The sequence below is a fragment of the Arthrobacter sp. efr-133-TYG-104 genome, assembly GCF_030208915.1.
In the GTDB taxonomy this organism is placed as follows: Bacteria; Actinomycetota; Actinomycetes; order Actinomycetales; family Micrococcaceae; genus Arthrobacter.
Genome location: NZ_JARVTA010000005.1, coordinates 106,477 through 132,966, shown reverse-complemented (window position 1 = coordinate 132,966; position 26,490 = coordinate 106,477). Strand labels below are relative to the sequence as shown.

24 protein-coding genes and 2 pseudogenes are annotated in these 26,490 nt (G+C 63.1%); 14 read left to right on the top strand and 12 right to left on the bottom strand.

Annotated elements, in window-relative coordinates; genetic code table 11:
• Nucleotides 1-173 (top strand): annotated as a pseudogene (locus tag QRN04_RS05700) (thioredoxin-disulfide reductase); the annotation flags it as partial.
• Between the two features lie 23 nt (nucleotides 174-196).
• Here QRN04_RS05700 and QRN04_RS05695 read toward each other — a convergent pair.
• Both QRN04_RS05695 and QRN04_RS05690 read right to left on the bottom strand, forming a co-directional pair.
• The gene (locus QRN04_RS05695; RefSeq protein WP_284975188.1) at nucleotides 197-1,054 is read right to left on the bottom strand and encodes a prephenate dehydratase; all 858 of its coding nucleotides are present in this window, start codon (nucleotides 1,052-1,054) and stop codon (nucleotides 197-199) included.
• 156 nt (nucleotides 1,055-1,210) lie between these two features.
• Nucleotides 1,211-2,623: an aldehyde dehydrogenase family protein gene (locus QRN04_RS05690; protein WP_284975187.1), complete on the bottom strand. Its 1,413-nt coding sequence runs from the start codon at nucleotides 2,621-2,623 to the stop codon at nucleotides 1,211-1,213.
• A gap of 159 nt (nucleotides 2,624-2,782) precedes the next feature.
• On the opposite strand from QRN04_RS05690, the gene QRN04_RS05685 reads away from it, so the two are divergent.
• Nucleotides 2,783-3,430 (top strand): LysE family translocator, encoded by a 648-nt coding sequence (locus tag QRN04_RS05685; protein WP_284975186.1) that lies wholly within the window; start codon nucleotides 2,783-2,785, stop codon nucleotides 3,428-3,430.
• A gap of 6 nt (nucleotides 3,431-3,436) precedes the next feature.
• On the opposite strand, the gene QRN04_RS05680 is transcribed toward QRN04_RS05685, so the two are convergent.
• Nucleotides 3,437-4,027, bottom strand: coding sequence for a TetR/AcrR family transcriptional regulator (locus tag QRN04_RS05680; protein ID WP_284975185.1), 591 nt, complete (start codon nucleotides 4,025-4,027; stop codon nucleotides 3,437-3,439).
• Between the two features lie 122 nt (nucleotides 4,028-4,149).
• On the opposite strand from QRN04_RS05680, the gene QRN04_RS05675 reads away from it, so the two are divergent.
• The gene (locus QRN04_RS05675) at nucleotides 4,150-6,105 is read left to right on the top strand and encodes a primary-amine oxidase (protein ID WP_284975184.1); all 1,956 of its coding nucleotides are present in this window, start codon (nucleotides 4,150-4,152) and stop codon (nucleotides 6,103-6,105) included.
• Nucleotides 6,106-6,125: 20 nt separating this feature from the next.
• Nucleotides 6,126-6,587 carry a hypothetical protein gene (locus QRN04_RS05670; RefSeq protein ID WP_284975183.1) on the top strand — a complete coding sequence of 154 codons (462 nt, stop codon included), beginning with the start codon at nucleotides 6,126-6,128 and terminating at the stop codon, nucleotides 6,585-6,587.
• 6 nt (nucleotides 6,588-6,593) lie between these two features.
• On the opposite strand, the gene QRN04_RS05665 is transcribed toward QRN04_RS05670, so the two are convergent.
• Both QRN04_RS05665 and QRN04_RS05660 read right to left on the bottom strand, forming a co-directional pair.
• Nucleotides 6,594-7,838 carry a pyridoxal phosphate-dependent aminotransferase gene (locus QRN04_RS05665; protein ID WP_284975182.1) on the bottom strand — a complete coding sequence of 415 codons (1,245 nt, stop codon included), beginning with the start codon at nucleotides 7,836-7,838 and terminating at the stop codon, nucleotides 6,594-6,596.
• Between the two features lie 16 nt (nucleotides 7,839-7,854).
• The gene (locus QRN04_RS05660; protein WP_284975181.1) at nucleotides 7,855-8,796 is read right to left on the bottom strand and encodes an NAD-dependent epimerase/dehydratase family protein; all 942 of its coding nucleotides are present in this window, start codon (nucleotides 8,794-8,796) and stop codon (nucleotides 7,855-7,857) included.
• Nucleotides 8,797-8,930: 134 nt separating this feature from the next.
• On the opposite strand from QRN04_RS05660, the gene QRN04_RS05655 reads away from it, so the two are divergent.
• The 5 genes from QRN04_RS05655 to QRN04_RS05635 all read left to right on the top strand — a co-directional run bounded on the left by QRN04_RS05655 (nucleotide 8,931) and on the right by QRN04_RS05635 (nucleotide 13,966).
• The gene (locus tag QRN04_RS05655; RefSeq protein WP_284975180.1) at nucleotides 8,931-9,665 is read left to right on the top strand and encodes a TetR/AcrR family transcriptional regulator; all 735 of its coding nucleotides are present in this window, start codon (nucleotides 8,931-8,933) and stop codon (nucleotides 9,663-9,665) included.
• A gap of 252 nt (nucleotides 9,666-9,917) precedes the next feature.
• Entirely contained in the window at nucleotides 9,918-11,789 is a 1,872-nt protein-coding gene (gene dnaK, locus QRN04_RS05650) for a molecular chaperone DnaK (protein WP_284975179.1), read from the top strand.
• Nucleotides 11,790-11,791: 2 nt separating this feature from the next.
• Complete coding sequence (locus tag QRN04_RS05645; protein WP_284975178.1) at nucleotides 11,792-12,451, top strand: nucleotide exchange factor GrpE; 660 nt, start codon at nucleotides 11,792-11,794, stop codon at nucleotides 12,449-12,451.
• A gap of 98 nt (nucleotides 12,452-12,549) precedes the next feature.
• On the top strand, nucleotides 12,550-13,527 hold the full coding sequence (locus tag QRN04_RS05640; RefSeq protein WP_284975177.1) for a DnaJ C-terminal domain-containing protein: 978 nt from the start codon (nucleotides 12,550-12,552) through the stop codon (nucleotides 13,525-13,527).
• A gap of 10 nt (nucleotides 13,528-13,537) precedes the next feature.
• Nucleotides 13,538-13,966, top strand: coding sequence for a heat shock protein transcriptional repressor HspR (locus QRN04_RS05635; RefSeq protein WP_284975176.1), 429 nt, complete (start codon nucleotides 13,538-13,540; stop codon nucleotides 13,964-13,966).
• Nucleotides 13,967-13,982: 16 nt separating this feature from the next.
• Here the strand turns inward: QRN04_RS05635 and QRN04_RS05630 are convergent, their stop codons facing one another.
• Entirely contained in the window at nucleotides 13,983-14,459 is a 477-nt protein-coding gene (locus QRN04_RS05630; RefSeq protein ID WP_284975175.1) for a hypothetical protein, read from the bottom strand.
• Nucleotides 14,460-14,467: 8 nt separating this feature from the next.
• On the bottom strand, nucleotides 14,468-14,854 hold the full coding sequence (locus QRN04_RS05625) for a hypothetical protein (RefSeq protein ID WP_284975174.1): 387 nt from the start codon (nucleotides 14,852-14,854) through the stop codon (nucleotides 14,468-14,470).
• Nucleotides 14,855-15,091: 237 nt separating this feature from the next.
• Between QRN04_RS05625 and QRN04_RS05620 the strand changes: the two genes are divergently transcribed.
• Nucleotides 15,092-15,394 carry a DUF3040 domain-containing protein gene (locus QRN04_RS05620; RefSeq protein ID WP_284975173.1) on the top strand — a complete coding sequence of 101 codons (303 nt, stop codon included), beginning with the start codon at nucleotides 15,092-15,094 and terminating at the stop codon, nucleotides 15,392-15,394.
• A gap of 7 nt (nucleotides 15,395-15,401) precedes the next feature.
• Here QRN04_RS05620 and QRN04_RS05615 read toward each other — a convergent pair whose 3' ends face one another.
• Together QRN04_RS05615 and QRN04_RS05610 are read right to left on the bottom strand one after the other, a co-directional pair.
• On the bottom strand, nucleotides 15,402-15,830 hold the full coding sequence (locus QRN04_RS05615) for a hypothetical protein (protein WP_284975172.1): 429 nt from the start codon (nucleotides 15,828-15,830) through the stop codon (nucleotides 15,402-15,404).
• A gap of 162 nt (nucleotides 15,831-15,992) precedes the next feature.
• Complete coding sequence (locus QRN04_RS05610) at nucleotides 15,993-16,643, bottom strand: CG0192-related protein (protein ID WP_284975171.1); 651 nt, start codon at nucleotides 16,641-16,643, stop codon at nucleotides 15,993-15,995.
• 105 nt (nucleotides 16,644-16,748) lie between these two features.
• Here QRN04_RS05610 and QRN04_RS05605 point away from each other — a divergent pair, with 105 nt between their 5' ends.
• Together QRN04_RS05605 and QRN04_RS05600 are read left to right on the top strand one after the other, a co-directional pair.
• Nucleotides 16,749-17,090 (top strand): hypothetical protein, encoded by a 342-nt coding sequence (locus QRN04_RS05605; RefSeq protein ID WP_284975170.1) that lies wholly within the window; start codon nucleotides 16,749-16,751, stop codon nucleotides 17,088-17,090.
• Nucleotides 17,091-17,186: 96 nt separating this feature from the next.
• Nucleotides 17,187-18,002: a GNAT family N-acetyltransferase gene (locus QRN04_RS05600; protein WP_284975169.1), complete on the top strand. Its 816-nt coding sequence runs from the start codon at nucleotides 17,187-17,189 to the stop codon at nucleotides 18,000-18,002.
• 60 nt (nucleotides 18,003-18,062) lie between these two features.
• Here the strand turns inward: QRN04_RS05600 and QRN04_RS05595 are convergent, their stop codons facing one another.
• Complete coding sequence (locus tag QRN04_RS05595; RefSeq protein WP_284975168.1) at nucleotides 18,063-19,805, bottom strand: phospholipase C; 1,743 nt, start codon at nucleotides 19,803-19,805, stop codon at nucleotides 18,063-18,065.
• A gap of 157 nt (nucleotides 19,806-19,962) precedes the next feature.
• On the opposite strand from QRN04_RS05595, the gene QRN04_RS05590 reads away from it, so the two are divergent.
• Nucleotides 19,963-20,823 (top strand): NAD(P)-dependent oxidoreductase, encoded by an 861-nt coding sequence (locus QRN04_RS05590; RefSeq protein ID WP_350224920.1) that lies wholly within the window; start codon nucleotides 19,963-19,965, stop codon nucleotides 20,821-20,823.
• Between the two features lie 22 nt (nucleotides 20,824-20,845).
• On the opposite strand, the gene QRN04_RS05585 is transcribed toward QRN04_RS05590, so the two are convergent.
• Nucleotides 20,846-24,283, bottom strand: coding sequence for a DEAD/DEAH box helicase (locus QRN04_RS05585; protein WP_284975166.1), 3,438 nt, complete (start codon nucleotides 24,281-24,283; stop codon nucleotides 20,846-20,848).
• A gap of 165 nt (nucleotides 24,284-24,448) precedes the next feature.
• Between QRN04_RS05585 and QRN04_RS05580 the strand changes: the two are divergent.
• A pseudogene (locus QRN04_RS05580) lies at nucleotides 24,449-25,293 on the top strand (DMP19 family protein).
• Nucleotides 25,294-25,361: 68 nt separating this feature from the next.
• Here the strand turns inward: QRN04_RS05580 and QRN04_RS05575 are convergent.
• A complete protein-coding gene (locus QRN04_RS05575) occupies nucleotides 25,362-26,228 on the bottom strand; it encodes a DUF8462 domain-containing protein (protein WP_284975165.1) in 867 nt (288 codons plus the stop codon).
• Nucleotides 26,229-26,490: the final 262 nt, after the last annotated feature.

The window sequence follows — 26,490 nt, the reverse complement described above, 5'->3', positions numbered from 1 at the left end:
ACCTCAGCGGCGTTTTCGCCTGCGGAGACGCCGTCGACCACCGCTACCGCCAGGCGATCACTGCCGCGGGCAGCGGTTGCGCCGCCGCCCTTGACGCCGAACGCTACTTGGCAGCACTGGACGACGCCGACAGCATCGCCACCGCATTGGTGGAGGAACCCACCCATTTTTGAAGCCAGCAGCCCAGCCGCAATGTTCAGGCGCTGACGGTGTTCCGTTCACGGAAGCTGTCCGCTGCATAGACTCCCAGAACACGGACCTCAGTGGTAAAGAATTCGAGCTCTTCCAACGCCCGCCGGAGGCGCGGTTCCTCGGGGTGGCCTTCGACATCGGAGATGAACATGGTGGCCGCAAACTCGTCGCCCACCATGTAGCTTTCCAGCCGCGTCATGTTCAGGCCGTTGGTCGCAAAGCCTCCCAGTGCTTTGTACAGGGCCGAGGGTACATTCCGTACCCGGAACACGAACGTAGTGATGGCCGGGCCCGGGAGCTCCTCCTTGGTGGGAAGCTCCAGTTCCCGGGCCAACACCACGAATCGGGTGGTGTTGCTTGGGTCATCCTCGACGCCGGACGCCAGGACGTCGAGCCCGTAAAGTCCTGCTGCAAGCGGCGGAGCCAAGGATAACTTGCGGGGGTCGTTCCAGTCCCGCACCTCTCGGGCCGAGCCTGCCGTGTCGCCTGCGATGACGGGCTTGAGCCCGGCCTCGCGGATGATCCTGCGGCATTGGCCGAGGGCGTGAATGTGGCTGTGCACTTCGGTGGCACCCTCGATGGTGCTTCCGGGGATCCCCAGAAGGTCAAAACGGATGGGTAGGAAGTACTCGCCGACGATCTGCAGTTTGGACTTCGGCAGCAGGACGTGGATGTCCGCAACGCGACCTGCGATCGAGTTCTCGATGGGGATCATCGCCAGATCCACATCGCCGGTGGAGACGAGTTCGAATGCATCCTCGAAGCTTGCGCAAGGCACGCTTTCGAGTTCGGGGAACATCTCCTTGCACGCGAGATCCGAATTGGCTCCCGGCTCTCCTTGGTACGCAATCTTCTGGGACATGCTGCTCATAATTTCACGGCGTGTGCGCGGCAACCCAAACGCGTCCATCCTGTGACCCCCCTCGGCGCAGATCGCCCAACTAGGGGACAGCTAACGCCGCTATGAGGGCTCATTGCGACGTTATCTGTCCCGTAGTTGGGTGCGAAGACTACGGAATCAGCCGTTGATGATCTGTGGGACGCCGAGGGCTTTGAGGCCTTCGGCGCCGAACTCCAGTCCGTAGCCGGACTGCTTGGCGCCGCCGAAGGGAATGCGCGGGTCCACGGCGCCATGCTTGTTGATCCACACGGTCCCGGCTTGGATGCGGGAAGCGACGTCGCGGGCAGCGTTCAGGTCCGAGGACCAGACCGAGGCGCCGAGTCCGACGTCGAGCGCGTTGGCTTTGGCGACGGCCTCGTCAACGGTGCTGTACTTGATGATCGGCAGGGCCGGCCCGAACTGTTCCTCGGCCACCAACGGGTTGTCGTTGTCGATGTCCGCCACCAGCGTGGTGGGGTAGAAGTTGCCGGGCTGATCGGCGTCCGGGTTGCCGCCCATGAGGATCCTGGCGCCGGAGTCGCGGGCCGCCTCAACCAGCCGGGCGACGATCTCGTACTGCTGACGGTTCTGCAACGGACCAAGAACGTTCGCTTCATCCAAGCCGTTGCCCATGGGCATCGCAGCAGCGACAGCGGCGAGTTCGGTGCATACGGCGTCGTATTGGGACTCGTGGACGTAGAGGCGTTTGAGTGCAGCGCAGGTTTGGCCCGTGTTGATGAACGCTCCCCAGAACAACCCCTCGGCAATGGCTTTGGGATCGGAGCCGGGCAGGACGATGCCGGCGTCGTTGCCGCCGAGTTCCAAAGTGAGGCGTTTGACGGTGTCCGCCGAGGAACGGATGATCGCCTTGCCCGTTGCAGTGGAGCCGGTGAACATGACCTTGCCGATTGCGTCGTGGGAGGCCAGTGCTTCACCGACGTCGCGCCCGCCGGACACCACGGTCAGCAGGCCTTCGGGCAACTCTTGGTTGATGATCGCGGCCAGTGCCAGCACGGACAGGGGAGTGTATTCGGACGGCTTGACCACCACGGCGTTACCCATGCGCAGCGCGGGTGCAATCTGCCAGACGGTGATCATCATGGGCCAATTCCACGGCCCGATCGCGCCGACGACGCCGATGGGCCGGTAGTGCAGTTCTGCGCGGGTTTCGCCGTCGTCCACCACGGTTTCGGGATCCAAGGCCGTGGCGGCTGTGGCGCGGAGCCACGCTGCGCATGCGCCCACTTCGAAGCGGGCGTTGGGGCCATTGAGCGGTTTGCCTTGTTCGCGCGAGAGCAGGCGGGCCAGTTCCTCCGCGGAACGTTCGACGGCGTCGGCTGCCTTCATCAGCGCGGCGGACCTTGCGTCGTGGCCCAAGGCAGCCCATGCAGGTTGCGCTGCAATGGCGGCGTCGATGGCAGATTGAAGGTCCTCGACGGTGTGTACGGGCGCTTCGCCAACAGCCTCGCCAGTGGCAGGGTCAAAGATGGTGCGGCTGTTCTGGTCGGTTGCTGGGGTGATCGATGCCAGCAGGGCGTCGTAAGTCTCCATGGGAACTCCGCTCGGTAGTGAGTCTTGGCGGCCAGTCAGGCGCGCGGCGATGTTTCAAGTGTGGTCGGCATCACGCGGAGAAGCTTGTCGTTGAACGAACAGCCCTTGACCGGAAGCGAAGGGTTTCTTCCCCGGCGGTCCTGCCGCATAATCGACCCTGTGACTCTTGCCTCCCTTGCAGCCTTCGCCGGCCTTTGCCTGGTCCTCTCGGTGACGCCCGGGCCGGACACGTTCCTTGTGCTGCGTATCGCGTTGAACAGACCAAGCGCGGGGGTTGCGGCGGCAGCGGGCTCGGCCGGTGCGGCCATTGTGTGGGCGGCCTTGGTGGGCCTGGGCCTGGCCGCTGTCCTGGAGCAGTCGGCGGAGCTTTTCCGTTGGGTCAAGATCGCAGGCGGCCTTTATTTGCTGTACCTGGGCCTGTCCTCCCTGATCAAAACCCGGAGGGCGGCAAAAGCAGCGGTAGGCAGTGAGGACTCCGGCAAAGATGCTCCCCTCGCGTACAGTCGGCTGTCTGCCTTCGGCGCAGGAGCGTTCTCAACGTTGCTCAACCCGAAGGTCGGCCTGTTCTATTTGGCGGTGGTACCCCAGTTCGTTCCCCACGGTGGCGACACTTTGGTGAACTCACTCCTGCTGGGAGCGGTTGAGGCCGTGGTGGCCTTTGCCTATCTCACGATGATCGCCGTCATCGCTTTCAAGGCGATGCGCTGGCTCAAGCGTCCCAAGGTGAGTACCGTCGTCGAGCGCACCAGCAGTGGCATCATTGCCGGACTTGGCGTGGGAGTTGTTGCTTCCGGCGCCGCGAGCTAGCTACTCCTAAGCCGCCAGCAGCCTGAGGTAGTTGTCCAGCTGGCCTGCCAAATCCCGGGAAAAGTGCTCGTCCGGGGACAGCGCGGCGACGATTTGTGCGCCCAGCATCATATTCAGCAGATGATCGGCGACGGCGGCGTCCCCCACCGGGGTGGCGATCTCTCCGGCCGCCCGGGCTGCTGCGGCATGACCGGCAATGGTGGCGTGCCACAGCCGCATGGACCGGCTATGCAGGGCGGCCATGTCCGGATCATTGAGTGCCTTCTGCCAGAACGGGATCACAATGCGTGCCTCGTTGACGCGTTCTTCGTCCAGGGGAAGCACCTCCGAGCAGAATGCCCGCAAGGCTGCCACGCCTGAAAGACCGTCCGTGACGGTGGCGATGCGCTGGTTGGTCCGGTTGAAAACGTGCCCGAATGCAGAGGTCAGCAGTTCGTCCTTGGTGGGGAAGTAGGGCTTCAAGGCTCCGTTGGCGAACCCTGCCTCCTCCGCGATTTCCCGCATGGTGGCGCCCTCGATGCCGAGTCTTGCGATGATGCGCCATGTGGCATCGACCAGTTCCAGGCGTCGTTGATCGTGGTCGACAATCTTTGGCACGGTGCAGGGCTCCAGGAAAAAATCGGCGGACAGGTCTTGTGGCTCATCTTACGTTTTGGTTATTCTCTACAGCAATAGAAAATAAATCCTGACCCTTCGCGGTCCCGGAAAAAGAGGCCACCATGACGCCCACCACCACTCAGACAGCAAGCCAGTACAGCCTGGCCACGGGAGCCGAGATCTCCCAGGTCCAGGCCATCCTGCAAACCGCGGGTCACCTCGGCCCCGAAAAGCGGATCGCTTACTTGGGTTTGGTGGATCCTTCGCGCGGATCTTCGGTCGAAGACCGGCGGTACCGTGTCTTCATCCACGACATCTCCGGCGGTGCTCCTGCGGATGTGCTGGTTTCGGTCACAAGGGGAGAGGTCCTGTCCGCCCTTGAGCTGGACACCAAGGTCTCCGGCGAGCTTCCCGTGCTTGAGGAGGAATTCGAGGTGGTTGAAACGCTGTTGGCTACCGATGAGCGCTGGTTGGCGGCTTTGGATGCGCGTGGGCTGGACGTGGAAAAGGTCCGGGTAGCGCCCCTCTCGGCCGGCGTCTTTGAGTACGACGACGAGCGGGGCCGCCGGATCCTGCGGGGACTGGCTTTTGTACAGGATTTCCCGGAAGACAGTGCTTGGGCGCATCCGGTGGATGGGTTGGTGGCGTACGTGGATGTTGTCGGCAAGGTAGTCACCCAGGTCATTGATCTTGAGGTGATGCCGATTCCCGCCGAGCATGGCAATTACACGGACCCGGAATTGACTGGACCGCTGCGGGAAACGCAGAAGCCGATCAGCATCACCCAGCCCGAAGGCCCGAGCTTCACCGTGACCGGCGGGAATCACGTGGAGTGGGAGAAGTGGAGCCTGGATGTCGGTTTCGACGTGCGCGAGGGAGTTGTCCTCCACAACCTTGCTTTCCGGGACGGCGAGCGGCTCCGCCCCATCATCAACCGTGCTTCGATCGCCGAAATGGTGGTTCCTTACGGCGATCCCTCGCCCATCCGGTCCTGGCAAAACTACTTCGATACCGGCGAATACCTGGTGGGGCAGTACGCCAATTCCCTGGAGCTCGGGTGCGACTGCCTGGGCGACATCACCTACCTCAGCCCCGTGATCAGCGATGCATTCGGTAATCCGCGCGAGATCCGTAACGGCATCTGCATGCACGAGGAAGACTGGGGCATCCTCTCCAAGCATTCGGATCTCTGGACGGGCATCAACTACACCCGCCGTAACCGGCGTCTTGTGATCTCCTTCTTCACCACTATCGGCAATTATGACTATGGCTTCTACTGGTACCTGTACCTGGACGGGACCATCGAGTTCGAGGCCAAGGCCACCGGCGTCGTCTTCACCAGCGCCTTCCCGGAAGGCGGCTCCGACAACATCTCCCAGCTGGCCCCCGGCTTGGGTGCCCCGTTCCACCAGCACTTGTTCAGTGCACGCTTGGACATGGCGATTGACGGGTTTACCAACCGGGTGGAGGAAGAAGATGTGGTCCGCCAGGCAATGGGGCCGGGCAACGAGCGCGGCAATGCCTTTTCCCGCAAGCGCACTGTCCTGGCCCGGGAATCGGAGGCCGTCCGCGAAGCCGATGCGCGTGCGGGCCGGACGTGGATCATCTCCAACCCGGAATCCCGTAATCGTTTGGGCGAACCGGTTGGGTACAAGCTGCACGCCCATAACCAACCCACGCTCTTGGCCGACCCCGGTTCTTCCATTGCCAAGCGAGCGGCTTTCGCCACCAGGGATCTGTGGGTCACCCGGTATGCGGACGGGGAAAGGTACCCCACCGGGGACTTCGTGAACCAACACGCCGGTGGCGCGGGCCTGCCGGCCTACGTCGCGCAGGATCGCGACATTGACGGCCAGGACATCGTGGTGTGGCATACCTTCGGCCTGACCCACTTCCCGCGCGTGGAGGACTGGCCGATCATGCCCGTTGACACCGTGGGCTTCAAGCTACGCCCGGAAGGTTTCTTCGATCGCAGCCCCGTCTTGGACGTCCCAGCCAACACATCGGCTTCAAGTTGTCACAACGCTGCGGGTTCCGGTGACGCTGCCGGCTCCGGTGCCGCGGGCCACTGCCACTGACGCGACCATGGAATGACAAGTTGACAGCCTTCGCGGGGCGGGTCCGTTCAGCCGGACCCGTCCTGCACACCCGGATCTGTGCGGCGCTCACCGCCGTTTCATGCATGGTGCACCTATGGCTCGCGGCCTCCGGCCACCACGATGCATGGTTGGCCATTCTCATGGTCGGATTGGCGGCTGTGTGCATCCCGTGCACAGTACATATTTGGCGGCAGTGCCGGGTCGGCGCCCTGCACCAGGTGACCGCCGCCGCCGTCGTCATGGTGGGGCTTCATGCGTTCCTGCTGCTGGGCGCCGCCGGCGGTGGACACGTCCACGGCGGAAGGCCGGCGTCGACCTTTACCGGTGCTGGCGGCACCTCGGATACCGCTGGCGCGACCGGGCTGTTGCTGGTGATCGGTGTGGAAATCACGACGGCGTTACTCGCCGCCACCCTGGTAGCCCGCCTTCGGCGCCAAGCGGCCACGGCACCCGCGCCGTGAAGAGGGTCAGGACGCTACGGCAGCAGCCTCTTTGGACCGGCTGCGGTACGCCGCCAAGAAGTGGTCGATCCTGCGGACGGCCTCCTCGATGTCGCCCACGGCGGGCAGGATCACGAACCTGAAATGGTCCGGCGTCGGCCAGTTGAACGCGGTGCCATGGGAGACCAGGATTTTCTGTTCCTGGAGGAGTTGAAGGACGAACTTCTCATCGCTCTCGATCGGGTAGATCTCCGGGTCCAACTTGGGGAACAGGTACATTGCCCCCGCCGCCGGCACGCAAGAGACACCCGGGATGGCGGTCAGCAACTTCCACGCCAGGTCCCGCTGCTCGCGCAGGCGGCCACCCGGACGGATGAGGGCCTCGATGCTTTGGTAACCACCAAGGCAAGTCTGGATGGCATGCTGGGCCGGGACGTTGGCACACAACCTCAGCGAAGCCAGCAACTCCAGGGACTCCCGGTAGGCAGCCGTAGCAGCAAATGGCCCCGTCACGGCAACCCATCCTGCCCGGTATCCGGGCATCCGGTATGCCTTGGACAGGCCACTGAATGTCAGTACGCACACGTCAGGGGCCACGGCTGCGGTGTGAATATGGGGTGCGTCGACGTAGCGGATTTTTTCGTAGATCTCATCGGAGAACAGGACCAGATCGTGCTTCCGTGCAAGGGCGGCGAACTGCTCCAGGATGTGCTGCGGGTACACGGCGCCGGTGGGATTGTTTGGATTGATGATCACGATGCCGCGCGTACGCGGGGTGATCTTCGCTTCGACGTCGGCCATGTCCGGCCACCAGTTCTGTTCCTCATCGCAGAGGTAGTGCACGGGCTGCCCGCCGGTGAGCGTCACCGCCGCTGTCCACAGTGGATAGTCCGGGGCGGGGATGAGGATTTCGTCCCCGTTCTCCATGAAGGCCTGGAGGGTCATGGAAATCAGTTCGCTGACCCCGTTGCCCACAAACACGTCTTCGACGCCGATGCTCATGAGTCCGCGCGTTTGGTAGTACTGCGAAATGGCGGTGCGGGCAGAGAAGATACCCTTCGAATCGCTGTACCCCTGTGCGCCGCGAAGGTGATGGATCATGTCCACCACCACCGACTCCGGTGCCTCCAATCCGAAGGGAGCAGTGTCCCCGAGGTTCATTTTGAGGATGCGGTGCCCCTCGGCCTCCATGGCCTTCGCCGCCTGGAGGATGGGCCCACGGAGTTCATAGCGGACGTTCTGGAGTTTGCTGGAGTGCTGCATCGGACGCATGGTTGATCATTTCATGTCAGCGCTCGGCAGGAAAACGCTCCAACGTTTCCTGCCACCACGCCACAGTGGCAGCGGCCGCTTCCGCCAGCGGGGTGGGTTCCTGACCCAGGAGTCGCTGGCTTTCGGTGGAGTCCATGACGAACGGGCGCTCGAACTGATAGAGCATCTCAGCGAGTTCCCGCATGTCGGTGGAGAAGAGGCCGAGCCCCCGCAGTGCCCAAGCCGGCACCGCCGACACCTTCGGGGCGGATACGCCGGCTGCCTGCGCGTACGCCGCAGCCATTTCACGTTGGGTTACCGCGGGCCCGGTAGGGGCATGAAGCACCGAGTTCCAGAGCCCTGGCCGTTGAGCTGCGGCGATCATGGCGGCAGCCAAGTCAGGGACATAGGTGAACGAGTGAGGTTGGTCTGCATGGGCGAGCACTTGGACGGTCTTTCCCCTCAAGATCAACGGCACCATGCGCTCGCCGGCATGGGCCATCCTCACGTACGGCCCAAAGAAGTCACCCGCCACTACGCTCACGGTGTCCGCAGCGTGCGCTTCGCGCGCTTTCAGCAGTTCGGTCCGGATGCCACGTTTGCCTCCTGTTGCTTCGCGCGGGCTTGTCTCTTTCATCACGTGATCAGGCTCGCTATAGGAGTACAGGCTTTCCGGGAAAACGACGACGGCGCCCGCAGCCTTGGCTGCCGTCATCACCACTTGTTCGGCCCGGGGGAGTTCGGCACGCCAGGCTGCTGCGCGGTAGGCGGAGCCGTGGATGGAGTGAAACACGGCAGTGGCCCCTTCCAGTGCTGGTGCCAACTGCGACGGGTCGGAGGCGTCAACCCGCATCCTCTGGATCAAAGGATGATCAGGTCCGCTGCCGGAGCGCGTCAGCACGCGCACCTCGTGTCCTTGCTGTGCCAACTGCTCGGCGACGGTGTATCCGACTGGCCCTGCTCCGGTGACGACGTACATGGTGTGGCCTTCCTAAGGGATGATCGTTGCGAGAGCACTGCTCTCTGAAATTAGAATGGCTCCGGGTCGCTCGAAAGTCAAGAGCAGTGCTCTCCTTTGTTGACACTGCTCTCGGTTCTCGGCAGGCTGGATGGATGACGATCGCTGATTCGAAAGCCAAGCTCGCCACCCCGCGCGAGCGGGCGCGTTCCCAGATGATCGCGGACATCGTTCGGCTTGGCCGCGAACATTTGGCCCGGCACGGTGCGGCCGCGCTTTCCCTTCGTGCCGTGGCCCGTGATGTGGGCGTGGTTTCTTCGGCGGTCTACCGCTACGTGGAGAGCCGGGACGAGCTCCTGACGCTCTTGCTGATCGATGGCTACAACGAGCTCGGCGACCATGTGGATGCTGCCGTTGACGCGATTGCCGAAACTGACTACGCGGGTCGATTCAAAGCGCTGGGCCTGGCGGTCCGTGCTTGGGCCCTGCGCGAGCCGGCCAGCTACGCCTTGCTTTTCGGCAGTCCCGTGCCCGGCTACCAAGCGCCAGGGGAGCGCACCACGGTGCCAGGGACCCGGGTCATCCTCCGCCTTGTTGGCATCCTCGACGCCGCCTACCGGTCGGGCGCGCTGGCACCCCAGCAGGGTCCCGCCGTCGTGATTCCATCCGGCCTCGCCGCAGATATGGAGGCCGTGCGGGCGGAGCTCGGCCTTGCTGCCGACGATGAATTCCTGGCGCGCGGTGTGCTGGTGTGGACCTCGTTGTTCGGGGCTGTCAGCTTTGAAGTCTTCGGCCAGTACGGAGCGGACACTTTCATCGCTCGGGAAGAGTTGTTCGAGCATCATTTGAGCATGCTTCAAGGACTGGCTGGGCTCCGCGAGGGTCATTGAGTAGGCGGTTATCCGAGTTCACCGTAGGCGAAACAAAACCCAAATCGCCGTGTTTCCGCGGGATTATGGACCGCGGAAAGCAAAGTTGAGCGTACATGACTCAACTTTGGATTGACTTTGGCTTCAGCCTGAGTACAGTTGAGTCCAGAACGCTCAACTAGCCGATTGTTGAGTGGGCTCCCGATGATCATCCGCCCAGCGGACCGCCGTCGAGCGCAATCGCCAACATCGGCCATTGAAAGGAAACAAGATATGTCACGTGCAGTAGGTATCGACCTCGGGACCACCAACTCCGTGGTCGCAGTTCTCGAAGGTGGCGAGCCCACCGTCATCGCCAACGCAGAAGGCGGCCGCACCACGCCGTCGGTCGTTGCGTTCTCCAAGTCCGGTGAAGTCCTGGTTGGCGAGATCGCCAAGCGCCAGGCCGTCAACAACATCGACCGCACCATCGCTTCAGTCAAGCGCCACATGGGCACCGACTGGACCGTCGCCGTCGATGACAAGAAGTACACGCCGCAGGAAATCTCCGCGCGTATCCTCATGAAGCTCAAGAACGACGCCGAGAGCTACTTGGGCGAAAAGGTCACCGACGCCGTGATCACCGTTCCGGCCTACTTCAACGACGCCGAGCGCCAGTCCACCAAGGAAGCCGGCGAAATCGCGGGCCTCAACGTGCTCCGCATCGTCAACGAGCCCACCGCGGCTGCACTGGCTTACGGCCTGGACAAGGGCAAGGAAGACGAACTCATCCTGGTCTTCGACCTCGGTGGTGGAACCTTCGACGTCTCCCTCCTCGAGGTAGGCAAGGACGAAGACAACTTCTCCACCATCCAGGTCCGCGCAACCGCAGGTGACAACCGCCTCGGTGGCGACGACTGGGACAACCGCGTGGTCGAGTGGCTCCTGAGCCAGCTCAAGATCAAGGGCATCGACCTTTCCAAGGACAAGATTGCCCTCCAGCGTCTGCGCGAAGCTGCGGAGCAGGCCAAGAAGGAACTGTCCTCCTCCACCAGCACCAACATCTCCCTCCAGTACCTGTCCGTCACCCCTGACGGCCCGGTCCACTTGGATGAGCAGCTGACCCGTGCCAAGTTCCAGGACCTCACTAAGGACCTGCTGGACCGCACCAAGAAGCCGTTCCACGACGTCATCGCTGAAGCCGGCATCAAGGTTTCCGATATCGACCACATCGTGCTCGTTGGTGGTTCCACCCGCATGCCTGCCGTTTCCGAGCTCGTCAAGGAACTCGCCGGCGGCAAGGAGCCCAACAAGGGCGTCAACCCGGATGAAGTTGTGGCTGTCGGTGCTGCCCTGCAGGCCGGTGTCCTCAAGGGTGAGCGCAAGGACGTCCTCCTCATTGACGTCACCCCGCTGTCCCTTGGCATCGAAACCAAGGGTGGCGTCATGACGCACCTCATCGAGCGCAACACCGCGATCCCCACCAAGCGTTCCGAGACCTTCACCACCGCTGACGACAACCAGCCGTCCGTGGCCATCCAGGTCTTCCAGGGCGAGCGTGAATTCACCCGCGACAACAAGCCGCTGGGCACGTTCGAACTGACCGGTATCGCTCCGGCTCCGCGTGGTGTCCCGCAGGTCGAGGTCACCTTCGACATCGACGCCAACGGCATCGTGCACGTCTCCGCCAAGGACAAGGGCACCGGCAAGGAACAGTCCATGACCATCACCGGTGGAACCGCACTGTCCAAGGACGACATCGACCGCATGGTCCGTGAAGCCGAAGAGCACGCCGCAGAGGACAAGGCCCGCCGCGAAGCTACGGACACCCGTAACTCCGCAGAGCAGCTCGCTTACTCCGTGGACAAGCTCATCGCCGACAACGACGACAAGCTGCCCGAAGAGGTCAAGACCGAGGTCAAGGCCGACGTCGACTCCCTCAAGTCCGCGCTGGAAGGCACTGACGACGCCGCTGTGAAGACCGCGTTCGAGAAGCTGCAGGCTTCCCAGACCAAGCTCGGCGAAGCCATCTACTCGCAGGCCTCCGCAGCTGACGCTCCGGGTGCAGGTGCCGCAGGCGCTCCCGCCGGTGGTGCAGGCGCAGGTTCGTCCGATGAGGACATCGTCGACGCCGAAATCATCGACGAAGACGAAGCGAAGAAGTAGCCATGCCTCACCACGGCAACGAAGAAGAGCACTCCGAGGGCAACGAGCCGCGCAAGCCCGTTATCCGGGACAACCGCAAGGTTGACCCGGAGACCGGAGCGGCCCGCCACCCGGACAGCGAAGCTGGCGCTCCTGCCCAAGGCAATGCCGCTCCCACGGATGGCGACGCACTCTCCCAGGCTGAGGAAATCCTCAACGGGGTAGAGGTGCCGGCCGAGGAATCGGTGGCACCGGGGGCCGCGGCTGAAGCCCAGGCAGCGGAGCTCCGCAACGACCTCCTTCGCCTTCAGGCTGAGTACGTCAACTACCGCAAGCGCGTGGAACGCGACCGCGCCGTCGCAGGGGAGATGGCCGTCATCGGCGTCCTGAACTCCCTGCTCCCGGTGCTGGACGACGTCGACGCTGCACGCCAGCACGGTGACCTCGAGGGCGGCCCCTTCGCCGCCATCGCCACCAAGCTGGAGAACGCGCTGAAGACGTACGGCTTGGAGCGTATCTCGGAAACGGGCGTCGAGTTCGACCCCACCATCCATGAGGCGCTCATCCAGCAGCCCGGCGAGGACATCCAGGTTGACACCGTCAGCCAGGTGTTGCGCTCCGGATACCGCTCTGGCGAACGTGTGCTGCGGGCAGCCCAAGTGATTGTGGCTGTCCCCGCGTAACACTCCGCGAGATGGCAGTTTGTGGCAGTGTTTTTCTGAAGCTCTGCTGAAACATTGGCATGAACTGCCATCTCGTTCCCCGACGAAAGGAAACGCTCTTGGCCAGCCAGGACTGGGTTGAAAAGGATTTTTACGCGATCCTTGGTGTTGCCAAGGACGCGTCCGACGCGGATATCAAGAAGGCTTACCGCAAGCTCGCACGGCAGTACCATCCGGATACCAACGCCGGGGATGCTGCCGCCGAGAAGAAGTTCAAGGACATTTCGGAGGCGTACTCCGTGTTGTCGAGCCCTGAGGATCGGCAGCAGTATGACGCCATCCGTGCCATGGGCGGCGCAAGGTTCGCCCCCGGTGCCGGTGGCCGCGGAACCCCTGGTGGCAACGGCGGGTTTGAGGACTTGTTCGGTGGCCTGTTCGGCGGTGGGCCTGGTGCCCGGCAGCCCGCCGGTGGCGGCCTCCCTCCAGAGTTTGCCGACCTGTTCGGAGGGGGCTTTGGCAGCGGAGGCCAGACTGGATTCCAGCGGACGCCGCAGAAGGGCTCCGACCGGACAGCGACGACGTCCATCTCTTTTGCCGGTTCCATCCATGGCACCACGGTGAGCCTGCGCGAAAGCAACGGCAACGTGATTGACGTCAAGATCCCGGCCGGAATCAAGGACGGCCAGAAAGTCCGTCAGCGCGGCAAGGGCAACGCCGGACCCGCAGGTAACGGTGACCTCATCATCACCGTGAGCGTCAAGCCGCACGAATTCTTCCAGCGCGACGGCGACAACATCAGGATCCACGTTCCGGTCACGTTCGGCGAGGCCGCACTCGGCGCGACCATTGAGGTGCCCACGCTCGACGGCGACACCGTCAAGGTGCGCGTCCCGGCGGGAACGCCTTCGGGCCGTACCCTGCGGGTCAAGGGTCGCGGCGTGAAAACTCCCAAGGCGACCGGCGACCTGCTGGTGACCATCGACGTCGCAGTTCCTCAAAACCTTAATAAAGAAGCGGAAGAAGCCGTCAAGGCGTTTGCCGCGGCAACCACCGACGCCGACCCGCGTCGCGACCTGGCCGCGAAGGCCCGGTTATAGGGAGCAGGCTATGGGCATCGACGTCAATCAGCCGATCTTCGTGATCTCCGTGGCTGCTGAGCTTGCGGACATGCACCCGCAGACGTTGCGCCAGTACGACCGGCTGGGTATCGTCTCGCCCAGCCGTGCGCCCGGAAAGTCCCGCCGTTACTCCCAGAATGATGTCAACAAGCTGCGGGAGGTCCAGCGCCTCTCGCAGTCCGGCGTCTCACTCGAGGGCATCAAGCGGATACTCGACCTCGAAAACCAAGTGGCGGCGCTGCAGTACCGGGTGACCGAACTCCAGGAAGAACTGTCCCGCCGCCGGTCCCCGATAGACGCCCGCATCTTCGCGGCCGGAGCAGCAGGCGACGTCGTCAGCTTGGCGCGCGGCCAGCGACCCCGCGCGAGGTCCCAGGCTGTTGTGGTGTGGAAGCCGCGGCCGGGCGAGACGTTGTAGCCCACTTCTCTTGCCGCTACAACGGCAAGGTCCTGTCCCACCTCACCACAACCACTGCGCCACCGCCCTCGGTCCGGTCCACCTTGGTGAGAATTTGGGATTCGGGTGCGCCCATGTCCCTTACTTGCTGCCGGTAGTCCTCAACGCTGGTCACCAAGGACTCGTCTGTCCATTCACCTGGTCGCATCCTGATGGAAATCTCCACGGGCTCCGTGCTGGGGACGAGGAGTTCCTCCGGTTGGGCGGCGTCGCCGGTGGTACTTGCGACGGGCGTGGCGGGGGATGCTCCATCCCTTTCCAACCTCGGGCGCACAGCAGGCCGGGGCTCTCCGGGAGGAACCATCATCCGCATGGCAAACATCACGCAGGCAGCCCCGGACAAGAGTCCTACGGCCACCAGCAGTGCCGTGCGTACGGGACCACGTTTGGACGTGTTGGGAACCTCGGGGACAGCAACGGCAGTGGCTGTTATGAGGGGGATGCGCTGTGCCATGGAGTGATTCAACTTTCCGTAGGGTGTTTTTTGTCCGTGTTCCCGGTCGCCTCTCGCGAGGTGAGCCACAGGTAGATCCAGCCCAATTCAGTGACTGCATCCAGCAAGTACATCCTGCTGATTCTTCTCGGTGGGGCGCAGATAAGGTCCACGGCAGCCAGTTTCGCCGCCGTACCGATACCAATCAGGCGTGCCTGCGCTTGGCCGTGTTCCGAGCTGCCTGAACGGGCTTGGGCTGCCCCGTTGGTGACCATGAGCCCTGCGACGGTCCTGACGAGCCACTTATCTTTTTTAGGCCCAAAAATCGCTTCGAAGCTCCTCATGTGAACCGAGGGCCACAGCCCATTCACCACGTTGAACGAGCCCTGCAGACGGGCCAGGCTTTTTCGGTCCATCTTCCCTCCTAGCGTTCCGACGGCGTGGCTGGCGAGCGTCTTTCAATCGTAAGCATGCTTAGCAGCCTATGTAAGGGGTGAGGCGCGGGAGTTCGTGATTCCGCTCTACTGCCTGTGGCCAGACGGACGGAAGGAGCAGATAATGGAGTCATAGCACGGCAAGCAGCGCCCGTGCTGTTGGCTTATGCACCGACGCGACGTTTGCGTCCCTGCTCGCGTGGTGAGTGAGGAAACCCGATGCCGTTGTCGGAGGAAGAACGAAGGACCCTTGAGAGGTTGGAGCGGGATCTCGCTGCTTCGGATCCCGAACTCGCCTTCGAGCTGCAGTCCGGCCGCCCCCGGGGTGCAACAACGCGGAGGATTCTCGGCGCGCTAGCAGTCATTATCGGTTTTGGCCTGGTCATCGCGGGAATCGCTACCCAAGTGGTCATTCTGGGCGTACTCGGCTTCCTCCTCGCCAGCGCCGGGGCTTACTGGCTCTTCTCGGGGACCTCGCTGCGACGTCGGCTTCGTCGGCGCGGCGAACAGCCGTCCCCCTGAGCCCGCTCTAACGCGGCTTAGGCTCTCCGGACGGCATCACCATTCGCCAGGCATACACAGCAGAAGCACCAACAATTAACCCGGCGACGGCGGCTAGCCACCCTCCGCGACGGGCACTGTTACGGGGCGAGTTCCCCATCCGAGTCTTTCGGCTTAGTGCCACCGTCGCTTCTTTCACGGCCTTCGCGGCAGTGCGTTGAGCCTGCTTGGCCGCCTTCTTCTTGCCGGTCAATGTCAGGACAACTCCGTAAACCACTGATGGAACATCGGCGTGGTTGATCCGGGTCAACGCCCACCGCACCACCGCATTAGCCTGCGCGGAGGAGCCCTCCGCGGTACGTCCCACCCACTCGCGTGCGAGCTCTTGGACGGCCGGAACGATGCTCTGGGCCCGGCCTATCTGGGCCTGCGTCCTCTTGACGTTGATCTTGTTCATCCGGACTCTGTTCATCGTTAAACCCCTCACGAGAAGTTGCCCCCGTTTGCCAGCGTACGCCGGAGCCCGAGCCTTCAACAGACCGGGGCCTTCAACAGGCATGGGCCTTCAACAGGTCGGGGCCTCAACAGATACAAGCCAGCGCTCTTCCCAGTGAACTTGTCAGACCGGAAGAATCGATGCCAGTTCCACGGGGTTGTCCAGGCCGGCCCACCGGCCGTTCAGCGCGAGCTCGCCCTGGGGCTCGGCTGCTGCCGCAGAGTTGGCAGTAACGTCCGCTGTTGCATCGAGGACCCGGGCGACTTTCAGCCTGAAGGTACCTGCGTCAATGATCGTTACATCCTGCCCTGACACCGGCGCCGAAGCGCTTAAGGGGGGAAGGTCGCCGTCGAGCGTCCCGGTTCCCTTCACGGTGACCGTGCTGGGCCGTGGCTCGGGCTCGCCGTCGACGTACTGCAGTGCCTCGCCCTGCCCTGTGAGAATGGCCGCGGCGAGGGCTTTGACATATATCGGATCTGCGCAGGCGTCGTACACCCAGCGCTTCCCCAAAACTGAATGGTCCATAGTGCCGATGAGCCAATCACCGGCTCCGGCCAGCTCGTACCCGCGGTAGCTAAGGGGGATCTGGTAGAAGTGGCCGCCACTGGTGACGACGTGCGTCTCGAGGCCCACCTCGCCGGCCGGATCATCAAAGCGGTAGGCCCCCACGAGTTCGGCAGTGCCTTCCTTGATGAACCAGGGCTGCGCGGGCAGGTAGCCGGCAATGAGTTCGAGCTTGGACGGGGACAAGGTTGCCTTGTGGATGATCGCCATATGCCCAAGCCTAGGACAGCGACGCAGTGACTCGAACAGTGGCCGATGCGTGCCCTTGCCCCGGCTCTGATTAGAATCTAAGGGACGTCGACCATCGAGGGAATCATGAAGAAACTCACCACTGTCCTGATCGCTGCCGGGCTGCTTGCCACGGCCTCCGCTTGCTCCGCACCGCAGCTGACCACGGCGGAAACCTGTGACCGCGTAGGCGTCGCCGTATCCAGCCTTTCCAGCAACTCCGGCAAGACTGCCACCGCGCGCGTGGCAAACGCCGTACGCCCCATCGAATCGGTCGCTTCCGATGAGATGAAGTCCGTGGTCACGGCCATCGTGGACTACTCCGATGAAGCCTCCAAAGCGAACCCGGATGAGAACAAGATGGGCACCCTGTCAGCCGCCTACCAGGCCGCAGGAACAAAGTACGGCCAGCTCTGCGCCGCTAAGTAACGCCTAGAGACGTACTGCTGAAGCGTCTGCCGGGGGAGACCCGGCCATGATCGTCGGTTCATGGCCGGTCCCCGCGGCTTCCAGTAGGCTCGCCGGATGATCGAAAATGACATCCAGGCGCGCCTGCTCGCCGCCTATGACGAGCAACTCCGAACGGATGCAGAGGCGTCTGGTGCGATCAACGTCGCTGTCCATGGGCCCCTCCTGCTTGTCACGTTCGCGGGCGGGAACGGCTTCGTGACCTATAGGGATCTGGGCGGCGCGGACGTTGACGCTGTTCGTCAACTGGTCGCCGCCGCTATCGAGTACTACAGGGCAGACCCCGGCGTCACCCGCGTGGAATGGAAAACGCGAGGGCATGACCGGGCTCCTGGTTTGCCCGAGGCCCTGCAGGAGAACGGATTCGTCCCCGATCCGGCCGAATCGATCATGATCGGCCAAGCGGAGCTGCTTAGCCGCCCTGTTGCCCTTCCCGACGGCGTGACGCTGCGCCAGGTGACTGATGAGGCCGATGTTCGTGCCATGTGTGCGATGCAAGCCGAGGTGTTTGGCGATCCGACCTCGGACCACATAGCTGGCGCGCTGCTGCGACGACTTTCGCTGGATGACGGAATGGAGCTGTGGATCGCAGAGGCGGACGGCCGGATAGTCAGCGCCGGACGCTTGGAGCCGGTTCAAGGCACCACCTTCGCCGGAATCTGGGGCGGGGCTACGCGCCCGGCATGGCGTGGACGTGGCATTTATCGAGCGCTGACGGCCCGCCGCGCCCAGTCAGCGCTCAGCATGGGAAAGACGTTCATCCACAGCGATTCCACCGAGTTCTCCCGGCCCATTCTGGGGCGTTCGGGACTGGTGAAAGTCTCGACGACGACGCCGTACCGCTGGGTACGGCAAACGCCACCGGGTGCTTGACCCGGTGGCGTTTGCAGGTGCTGCAGCTGACGTGAAGCTCAGCAGTGTGGGGCGGACTTCCTAGTTCTTTGAGTCCCGGTTTCCACGGTTGTCAGAGTTGTTTCCGTCGTTGTGATCGTCTCCGGAGTTGGTGGAGGACACAACCGCGCCGCTCTGCTCGTTCAGCAGGACTTTGTCCTTGCGCTCCTTGTCGAAGTTGAACATCGCGTTCACTGACCCGGCAGTTGCGTCGGCAGAGCCGTCACCAATCTGGCCAGTGTGCCAGTTGTCCTCGATGAATCGAAGAATGGAGGCCTGGTCGGTCTGGGTGTGGTCCACGAAGTTCTTCTTCGAGTACGGGGAGATGACTACCAGTGGCTGGCGGGGGCCGGGGCCACAGCGGTCAGCGTAGTTGCCCGCCATAGGGACACCGGCCGATGCGGCACTTTGGCACCACGCGGCGTCGTCCGATGTGTTGGAGGAGTTCTTCACCTTGGCGGCGACATGGTCGTACCAGCCGTCGGAATCATCGTAGGCAAGCACAACCGCGGTGTCTTCCCAGTTCTTGGACTTCTGGATTGCGTTCACCGTGTTGGTGACGAACTTTTGTTCATCGAGCGGGTCGGAGTAACCGGCATGCCCGTCCTGGGACATGCCTCCCTTGAGGAACGACACAGCCGGCAGGTTGTCAGTGTTGACCACTTTGTTGAAGTCGGTGAGGTCGTACTGGTGGTTGGCTTGGCCGTTGTGGCCGATTTCGGCCACGGATGCCGGGGCCAAGTGGTGCGGGTTCGCCGTGGAAGCGTAGTACTGGAACGGCTGGTGGTGCGGCGAGTAGTCGACGACGCTCGCGCCTGCAACGTTCGTGTGGGTGGACAGGCACGACGCCGGAGAAGTTGCCGTAGCGGCAGTGGTGGGGGCGAAACCGCCCTGGAACCAGCCCCACGATGTGCCCTTGGCGTTGAGCAAGTCACCGATGTTCTTGCCAGTCATGCCGGCGAGGTTGCCGGGCTTGGGGTTGGTGTGGCTGCTGTTGGAGCAGTCGTCATAGACGGGATCGGGATCGTTGATAACGGTGCCGACGCCGGTGGCATCCGGTTGGCGAACGGCGCTGGACCCGCCGGCCGGGGTAGCTACGGGCTGCCCTGCCGGAGTGTATTCCTTGACGCCGTGGGTTTGTCCTGAAATCAGGTTCAGCGCGCCGGGGGTGGACGGGCCAAAGACGGTGCTGAAGTGGTTGTCACTCATGGAGTAGTTCTGGGCGTAGTTCCAGATGCCCGTGACGGTGTTTCCGTCGTAGTAATCCATGGTGAGCCCGGGGCGGCCATATTGGTTGGTCCCGCAGGCATCGCGGCTGGTGAAGGGGACGAACATGTCCATTGCGCCGCCGTTGTACGCTTTCTGCTCTGCTGTGTACCCATGGTCCTGGTCGCAAGTGACAGCCTGCATGGGTGAAAGACGGGCAGGTTGGACCGAGTTGGGGTTCTTCGGCGCCAGCAGGCCGGCGTTTGCCAAGGTGTTGATGTCCTTGGGGGTGTTTTTGGCGGCCGTGAAAGCCGTGGCCGGCGCGCCGGTGCCCTGCTGGGTTTCGCCTGGGACGTTGGCGGCTTGGGGGTACGTGGCGAAGTAGTGGTCGAAAGAGACGTTCTCCTGGAAAATCACCACCACGTGCTTGATGGGCGTTGCAGTCCCGCCGTGGTTTTCACCGGCGACGGCGGGGCCCGCGCCCATCCCCACCAGGCCGGCGGTCAAAGCCGAAGCGGCTAACGCAGTGGCTCCTGCCGCGGCGGCTATCCGCTTCCGCGTAAGTGCTTGTACTGGCATGCGATGTCCAATCATTCGTGTAGTGAACCGTTGAGTGCGGTGATGTGGCCTCCGCGACGTTACGTGCCGGCTATTAACCCACCGGGACGCTGGGGTGAACAACAGGTTGCCGTGGCCGGAAGCAGTAATCTAAAGCGGTCATCGCCGGACAAAAGACCTGTTGAAGGAGATCGCTATGACCACTGTTGCAGTACTAGGTGCAGGTGCCCTCGGAGGGGCCATGGCTGTCCGTTTGGCCGAGGGAGGTTATGACGTTCGCTTGTGGAACCGAACCGCATCGAGGGCGGAGGATGTGGCCGCAGGGTCGGACAAAGTCACAGCCGCACCCACCGTTGCGGAGGCGGCAGCGGAGGCCGACGTCGTGCTGACCGTACTGCGGGACGGGCCCGCGGTGGCGTCCATTGCAGAAGAGATGCTTCAGGCCATGCGACCGGAAGCCATCTGGGCCCAGGTCAGCACCGTAGGACCGGTCATGGCCCAAAGCCTTCGGGAGTCAGCGGCCAGCCACGGTATTGGCTTCCTCGATGCACCGGTCTCCGGAAGCACACCCCAAGCCAGCCAGGGTGCGCTGCTGTGGCTTGTCTCAGGCCAGGACAACGCCGTGGGCATTGCGCGCCCGGTCCTGGAGCGGCTGGGCAAGGAAGTGCGGGTTGTCGGCGGGGATCTGGAGGCCAGCGCCCTCAAACTGGCCGTGAACACGTGGCTGGCAGCATCAACGGTGGCGATCGCCGATGTCCTGAAAGTGTGCGATGCCTTGGGTGTCTCACACGAGGAGATGGTCACAACGCTCCAAGCAACGCCGTTGGCAATGCCTTTCGCTTTCGCCAAGATCGATCTGATGGAGAAGCGCGAATATCCCGCAGGCTTCGCGGTCGACCTCGCACTCAAGGACGTGGACCTGACCTTGGCCGACGGCAAACTGGACTTGCCGTTCCTGGAAGCAGTGCAGGAACGCCTGAAGGCGGCCATCAGCGCAGGTCACGGCCGGGACGACGTCGCGGCGGTGTACGAAGGGTAAGGAAGAACCCGTACGCTGGGACCTACTCCGCGAACAGTGCCGCCAAGTCGTCCGCCGTCAACGATCCACCGGCCATCGCGTCGCCTTCCATCACGTCCGCGAACAGCTGCGATTTCTTGGCCTTCAAGGCCATGACCTTCTCTTCGATGGTGTCCTTCGCTACCAGCCGGTACACCATGACGTTCCGGTCTTGGCCTATGCGGTGGGTACGGTCCACAGCCTGAGCCTCCGACGCCGGGTTCCACCAAGGGTCGAGCAGGAACACGTAATCAGCCTCGGTCAGGTTGAGTCCGAAGCCGCCGGCCTTCAGCGAAATCAGGAACACCGGAGCCGTGCCGTTCTTGAACTCGCTCACCACATCGCCGCGGTTCCGCGTGGAGCCATCGAGATAGCAATACTCCACCCCTTCAGCGTCCAAACGGTCGCGGACTTTGCCCAGGAAACCGGTGAACTGGCTGAATATCAGTGTCCGGTGGCCCTCGGAGATGACGTCTTCGAGTTGCTCGAACAGCACGTCCAGCTTCGAGGATCGAACGCCGGAGAGCGATGAATCCACCAATGACGGGTCAAGGCTCAACTGCCGGAGCAACGTCAACGACTGGAAAATCGTGAAGCGGTTCTTGTTGACGTCATCAATGAGGCCCAGGATTTTCTGCCGTTCGCGCTGCAAGTGGGTCTGGTAGACCTTCTGGTGCCGTGGGTTGAGCACCACTTCAAGTACTTGCTCCTGCTTGGGCGGCAGGTCCTTGATGACTTGCTCTTTGGTGCGGCGCATCATCAGCGGACGGACCCGACGCCGGAGCTTACCCAGTTGCGCGGAGTCCCCGTTCTTTTCCACGGGCTTTTGGTAGTTCTCGGCGAAACGCTTGGGGCTTGGGAACAGACCCGGCGCCACAATCGAGGTCAGCGCCCAGAACTCCATCAGGTTGTTCTCCAGCGGCGTGCCGGTGATGGCCAGCTTGAAACGGGCCGGCAGTTTGCGGGCACACTGGTACGCCTTGGACTGGTGGTTCTTCACGAACTGCGCCTCGTCCAGCATCAGCCCGGCCCAGTGGAAGGACGCGTAGGCATCGTAGTCAATGCGGAACAAGGCATAGGAGGTAATGACGACGTCGGCACCGGCCAACGCTTCCGCCGGCGCCAGGCCGCTCTTGGCGAAGGTTTCCCCGACGGTCCGCACCACAAGTCCCGGCGCGAACCGCTCCGTCTCCAGCGCCCAGTTGCTGACGACGCTGGTGGGCGCCACCACGAGGAAAGGAGCCCGCGGCGGTACTCCCGCAGTATCCCTCGCAGCATCCTTCGCTGCCAGATCCTTCGCGGCACACATCAGCGCGATCGCCTGGACCGTCTTACCAAGGCCCATGTCATCGGCCAGCACACCGCCGAGGCTGTGCTTGTACAGGAAGCTGAGCCAGTTGAACCCTTCCAGCTGGTACGGACGCAGCTCAGCGTTCAGGCCGGCCGGCAGCGGCAGCCCTGTCACGCCGTCGTCGAGCAATCCACCCACGGCCTCCCGCCACGCGGCCGCCTGTTCGTCAACTATGCCGAGCTGCGCGAGCTCGTCCCAGAGCCCGGCTTGGAAGCGGCTGATCTGCAGGGTTCCGTCCTTGTTGTCCGGGTTGTCCTGCAGGGACCGGGCCTCGTCGATGAGGGCCCGCAGCTGGTGAAGTTCGGGGAGGTCGAGCGAGAAGTAGGCGCCACTGGGCAGCAGCATGCGGGTCTGGCCAGCGGCGAGGGCAGAGAAGACCGCAGCGAAAGAGACGGGTTCGCCTTCGAGCGTGATCACGATGCCGAGATCGAACCAGTCACCGCTGGCCGTTTCCTTGGTGGAAATCGACACGACGGGAGCCTCTTCGGCCTCTCGGTAGTCAGCGATGTCACCGGAGGTTTCCACCACGACGTCGGGGAGGTCCTTGAGCGCGGGCAGCACCTCCTCCGTGAACGCCAGCGTGTCCAAGCCGCTCAGTTCTGCCGAGGCCGCCAACCGCGGAGCGCCCCAGCCGCCAGTGGACGATTCCGCCAACGCGGACACCACATCCCACGGCCGCCCGAGGGACTCCAAGATGCGCTCTTCCTCGGGGTCGTCACGGTACCCGCGATCATCCGGGTGGCGCCAGAGTGGCTGAGCCGTGACGAGCGTGCCGGACTTGTAGTGCCATTCCCAGTGGAGCCGGACTTTGTGGTCGTTGCCGTAATTCGCGAGCAGGGACAGCGTGGGAAGGGCAAGGGTAGGCAGCTCCACGGAGTCATCCGCCGCCTGCACGGCCGTGGACTGCCGCAGCTTCGGGTAGAACGAGGTCAGGAACCGGCCCTCGTCCTCCGCCGGAATCTGGAGCGTTTGGCCGTCGCTCACGAATTCCAGCAACTCATCGGTGATGCCACCCTCGATCGGGGCAAGGGTGATGAGGTTGTTCAGTTGCGGTACGCCGGGCAGCGATTCGCTGGCATGGGTGAAGAAGATGCCGTTGGCAGGCTTACCGAGGAAGCCCACGGTTCCGGCATCAATCGAGTGACCGTTAACGGTGATCGACGGCGCGAGCTGCAGGCCGCCGTCGTGCGTTGGGTTGGTCGGCTCGGTCGCGTCGGTGCCCACTCGCGCCAGGCTAAGTCCGACGACGGCGGGTTGGGTTTCGACGCGGACAGGCTCACTACCAGCCGAGTGGATGAGGGGGATGCCGGCTTTGGTGGCGTCCGCGAGTAATGACCAGAGGTTCTTGGCCGCAAAGTCGTTCAGGCTCAACCACATGGCGCCCGATGGTTGCTGGCGTCCGTTGCTGGAGCCGTGGGCGGCGAGGAATGTTTGGAGCCATTCGACCTGGACCTCGTTGAATTCGCGCCGGAAGCTGATGTAGGTCAGGTTGTTCCACGAGACATCACCGCGAATCCATTTACCTTTGGCGCCCATCATCACGGGCCGGGCCTTGAGTTGCCGGACGCTGCGCATGGGGTCCCGACGGCCTGTGTAGGAGAAGTGGGCGGCTGGCTCTTCAACCTCGAACTGAAGGGCCAGCTGGATTCCTGCCGCGCTTGGGGCAGTAGCGGGCTTGGTTATTAACCTGTTGAGGGCCTGTTCCCAAGCGGGACGTGCCGTGGCGTTGTGCTGGGGCCGTGCGGTTTGGATTCCCGGAGCCTGGGACAGGAGTTGCGCCCGAATAGTGGGGTGGTCTTCGGCGGTGAACAGCAGGGCCGCCACGTGCTTGCAATCCTTGCGGACCGGGCAGCTGCAAATACCTACCGTGCAGCTCCAGCCGCTGGGCTTGCGGACCAATTTTGCCGACGTCGAATATGGCTGGGGACCGCTGCCGCGGACTTTGCCGAGCAGGAGGCCGGTGCCCGCATCGAACGTGACCCCGGTGACCCGGCTTCCCATGGCATAGGCCAGCCCGGCCGCGAGGGAGCGGTCGTTGATAGCAGGAGTCTGTATGGCCAGTTCCCAGGTTTCGTCTGTGTGGGACGGCATGCGTCGGGCTACTTTCGGCAGGAGGTTATCTGTTCAATCTTAGTCAGCCCGGGACGGCCCCCAAACTTCGCCCACCGTTAACCCCAACCTCGTTTGCCGCGCCACTGCCCCGCGTACGTTGAAAGTGTCCGGAGCACCATGAGCTTTTAGCAGTGAGGATTTCCCATGACTACCAACCAGTACCCCGTCGTCCTGAGCAAGGCCAGCCTTGAAGCCGGCAACGCGGAGGTTGTGGACTCCAACGTCACCGTCGTGAACGAGATGTACCAGGAACTCCTCAACAGCGACGAAATCGCTCCAGCAGCGCTGAACAGCTACTTCGTGGATTTCTACTTGACGCAGGCCCTGTCCGGTGGGTTCGCGCAGTACGTCTTCACCGCACCCGAACGGGAAGAAGTAGATGCTTTCGTAAGGGCCGGTTTGGAAGGCATGGGCGCAACGCGGCACTGGACCTGTTCAACCGGACTGCCGCCGCCTTCGACGCGCTGAGCGAAGACGAAGCGGAGGCCTATCTCGACGGCGAACTGGACGAGTCGGAGACGCCGGTTGCCGGCGTCGTGCTGCTTGATGAGCTGGACGGTGAGTTCGAAGGCCTGCTGGAGGAAGAGGACATCATCGACCTCAACGCCGCTTACCTTCGTGGTCAGTCCGAGCTTCTGGTCCTTACTGACGAAGAGATCGAAGCGCACATCGCCGAACGGGTTGCACAGATACCGGACCTCGCCGAGCGCCAAGCCGAAGCGGACGAGGAAGCCCTCGCCAGCGCACCCGAGTTCGAGGTCATCATCCGCGAACTGTGCGATGTGGCTGGCTACGCCTTGGAAAAGATCACCATGGGTGACCCGAACTACGACCACGACGGCGTGACCACCCTCGCCTGGCATTTCTCCACCGATCACGGCGACTACATCATGGTGGAAGAGGACGAGGAAGCCTTCATGATCCACCCGGAGACCAAGGAGATCATCGCCGCCGTTGAGTTCGAAGAGTCCGAGTTCGCTGACGCGTAGGGCTTCCCCGGTAAACGCCTATGGCGCCGCGTTCCCCGGCGCCATAGGCGTTGCCAGTCACGTCGGAGTCAGGAGTCGGGGTTCTTGCGCAGGTACTCTCGGAGGCCGGGAATGGCGTAATCGACTTTGCCGTGACCTGTTGATTCGATGAGTCCGGCGTCCAAGAGCCGGTTCCTGTATTTCGCAACGAGAGTTGGCCGCGATCCCGTGCGGTGGATGATGTCGGCCGTCACGGAGGGTCCGTCATCGATGGACATGGCATGGAGGAACTCCCTGTCCTTGGCTGATGCGGCGGCGAGGGCTGCCTCGATGACGACGCGTTCGTTGCGTCGGATGCCGGCAGCGATGGCCCTGTTGACCGCTTTCGGGGGTAGCTGGCCGTTGTTCTTCTCAGCTTCTCGCCAGAGGAAGTAGCCGATGAGCTGAATCAGGAAGGGATATCCTCCTGTGGCAGCTGCTGCCTCTCGGATCAGCCCAGGCGCGATGCTGATGCCAGCTCCGGCAAAAGTGTCGGTGTACGACTTCTCGACGTCGCTGACGGCCGCGGCATGCAGGTCGATCTTGTCGGCCCTCCGAAGGAACGTCGCTACGCCTTCGTTCAGAAGGTCCGATACGGCTGCGGGCAGCCCAGCGAAAATCAACGCGATGGGCAGTCGGTCCTGGATGAAATGCTGCACACTGGCCGCTAATTGGGCGAGCTCGGCGCGGTCAGCGGCGTGGATCTCATCCACCGTGATGAGCAACCCCGTGCCGTGTTCATCAAGCAGGGCCAGGAGGGCTTCTCCCAGTTCGCGCCAGTCGACTTGGCGTTCGGGTGTCAGTTGGGAAGTGATACTGAAACCGGCCACGGACATCCCGGTGATACGGCGGCGGGATTCGTAATTGTCACCCAGTTCCTGGGTCAACCGCCGCATCTTCTCCCCAATACGGCCCATGAATGTACCTGTGGCGGTCTCGGCGATGACAGCCCACCCGTGCTCGCGGGCGACGTCGTGGGCTGCCCCAGCATGACCGTCTTGCCGATGCCCCGGGCGCCAGTGAAGATCGATAGCAAACCCGGTGCGCCCGAGCCAAGCTCCAAGCCATATTCGAACTCGTCCAGAAGCCCGGAGCGGCCGATGACTTCCGGAGGGGTGGCCCCAGCCGTGGGTCTGAAGGGGTTCTCGGTCGGGGCCTCGCAGCAGTCTCCAGGTTCAG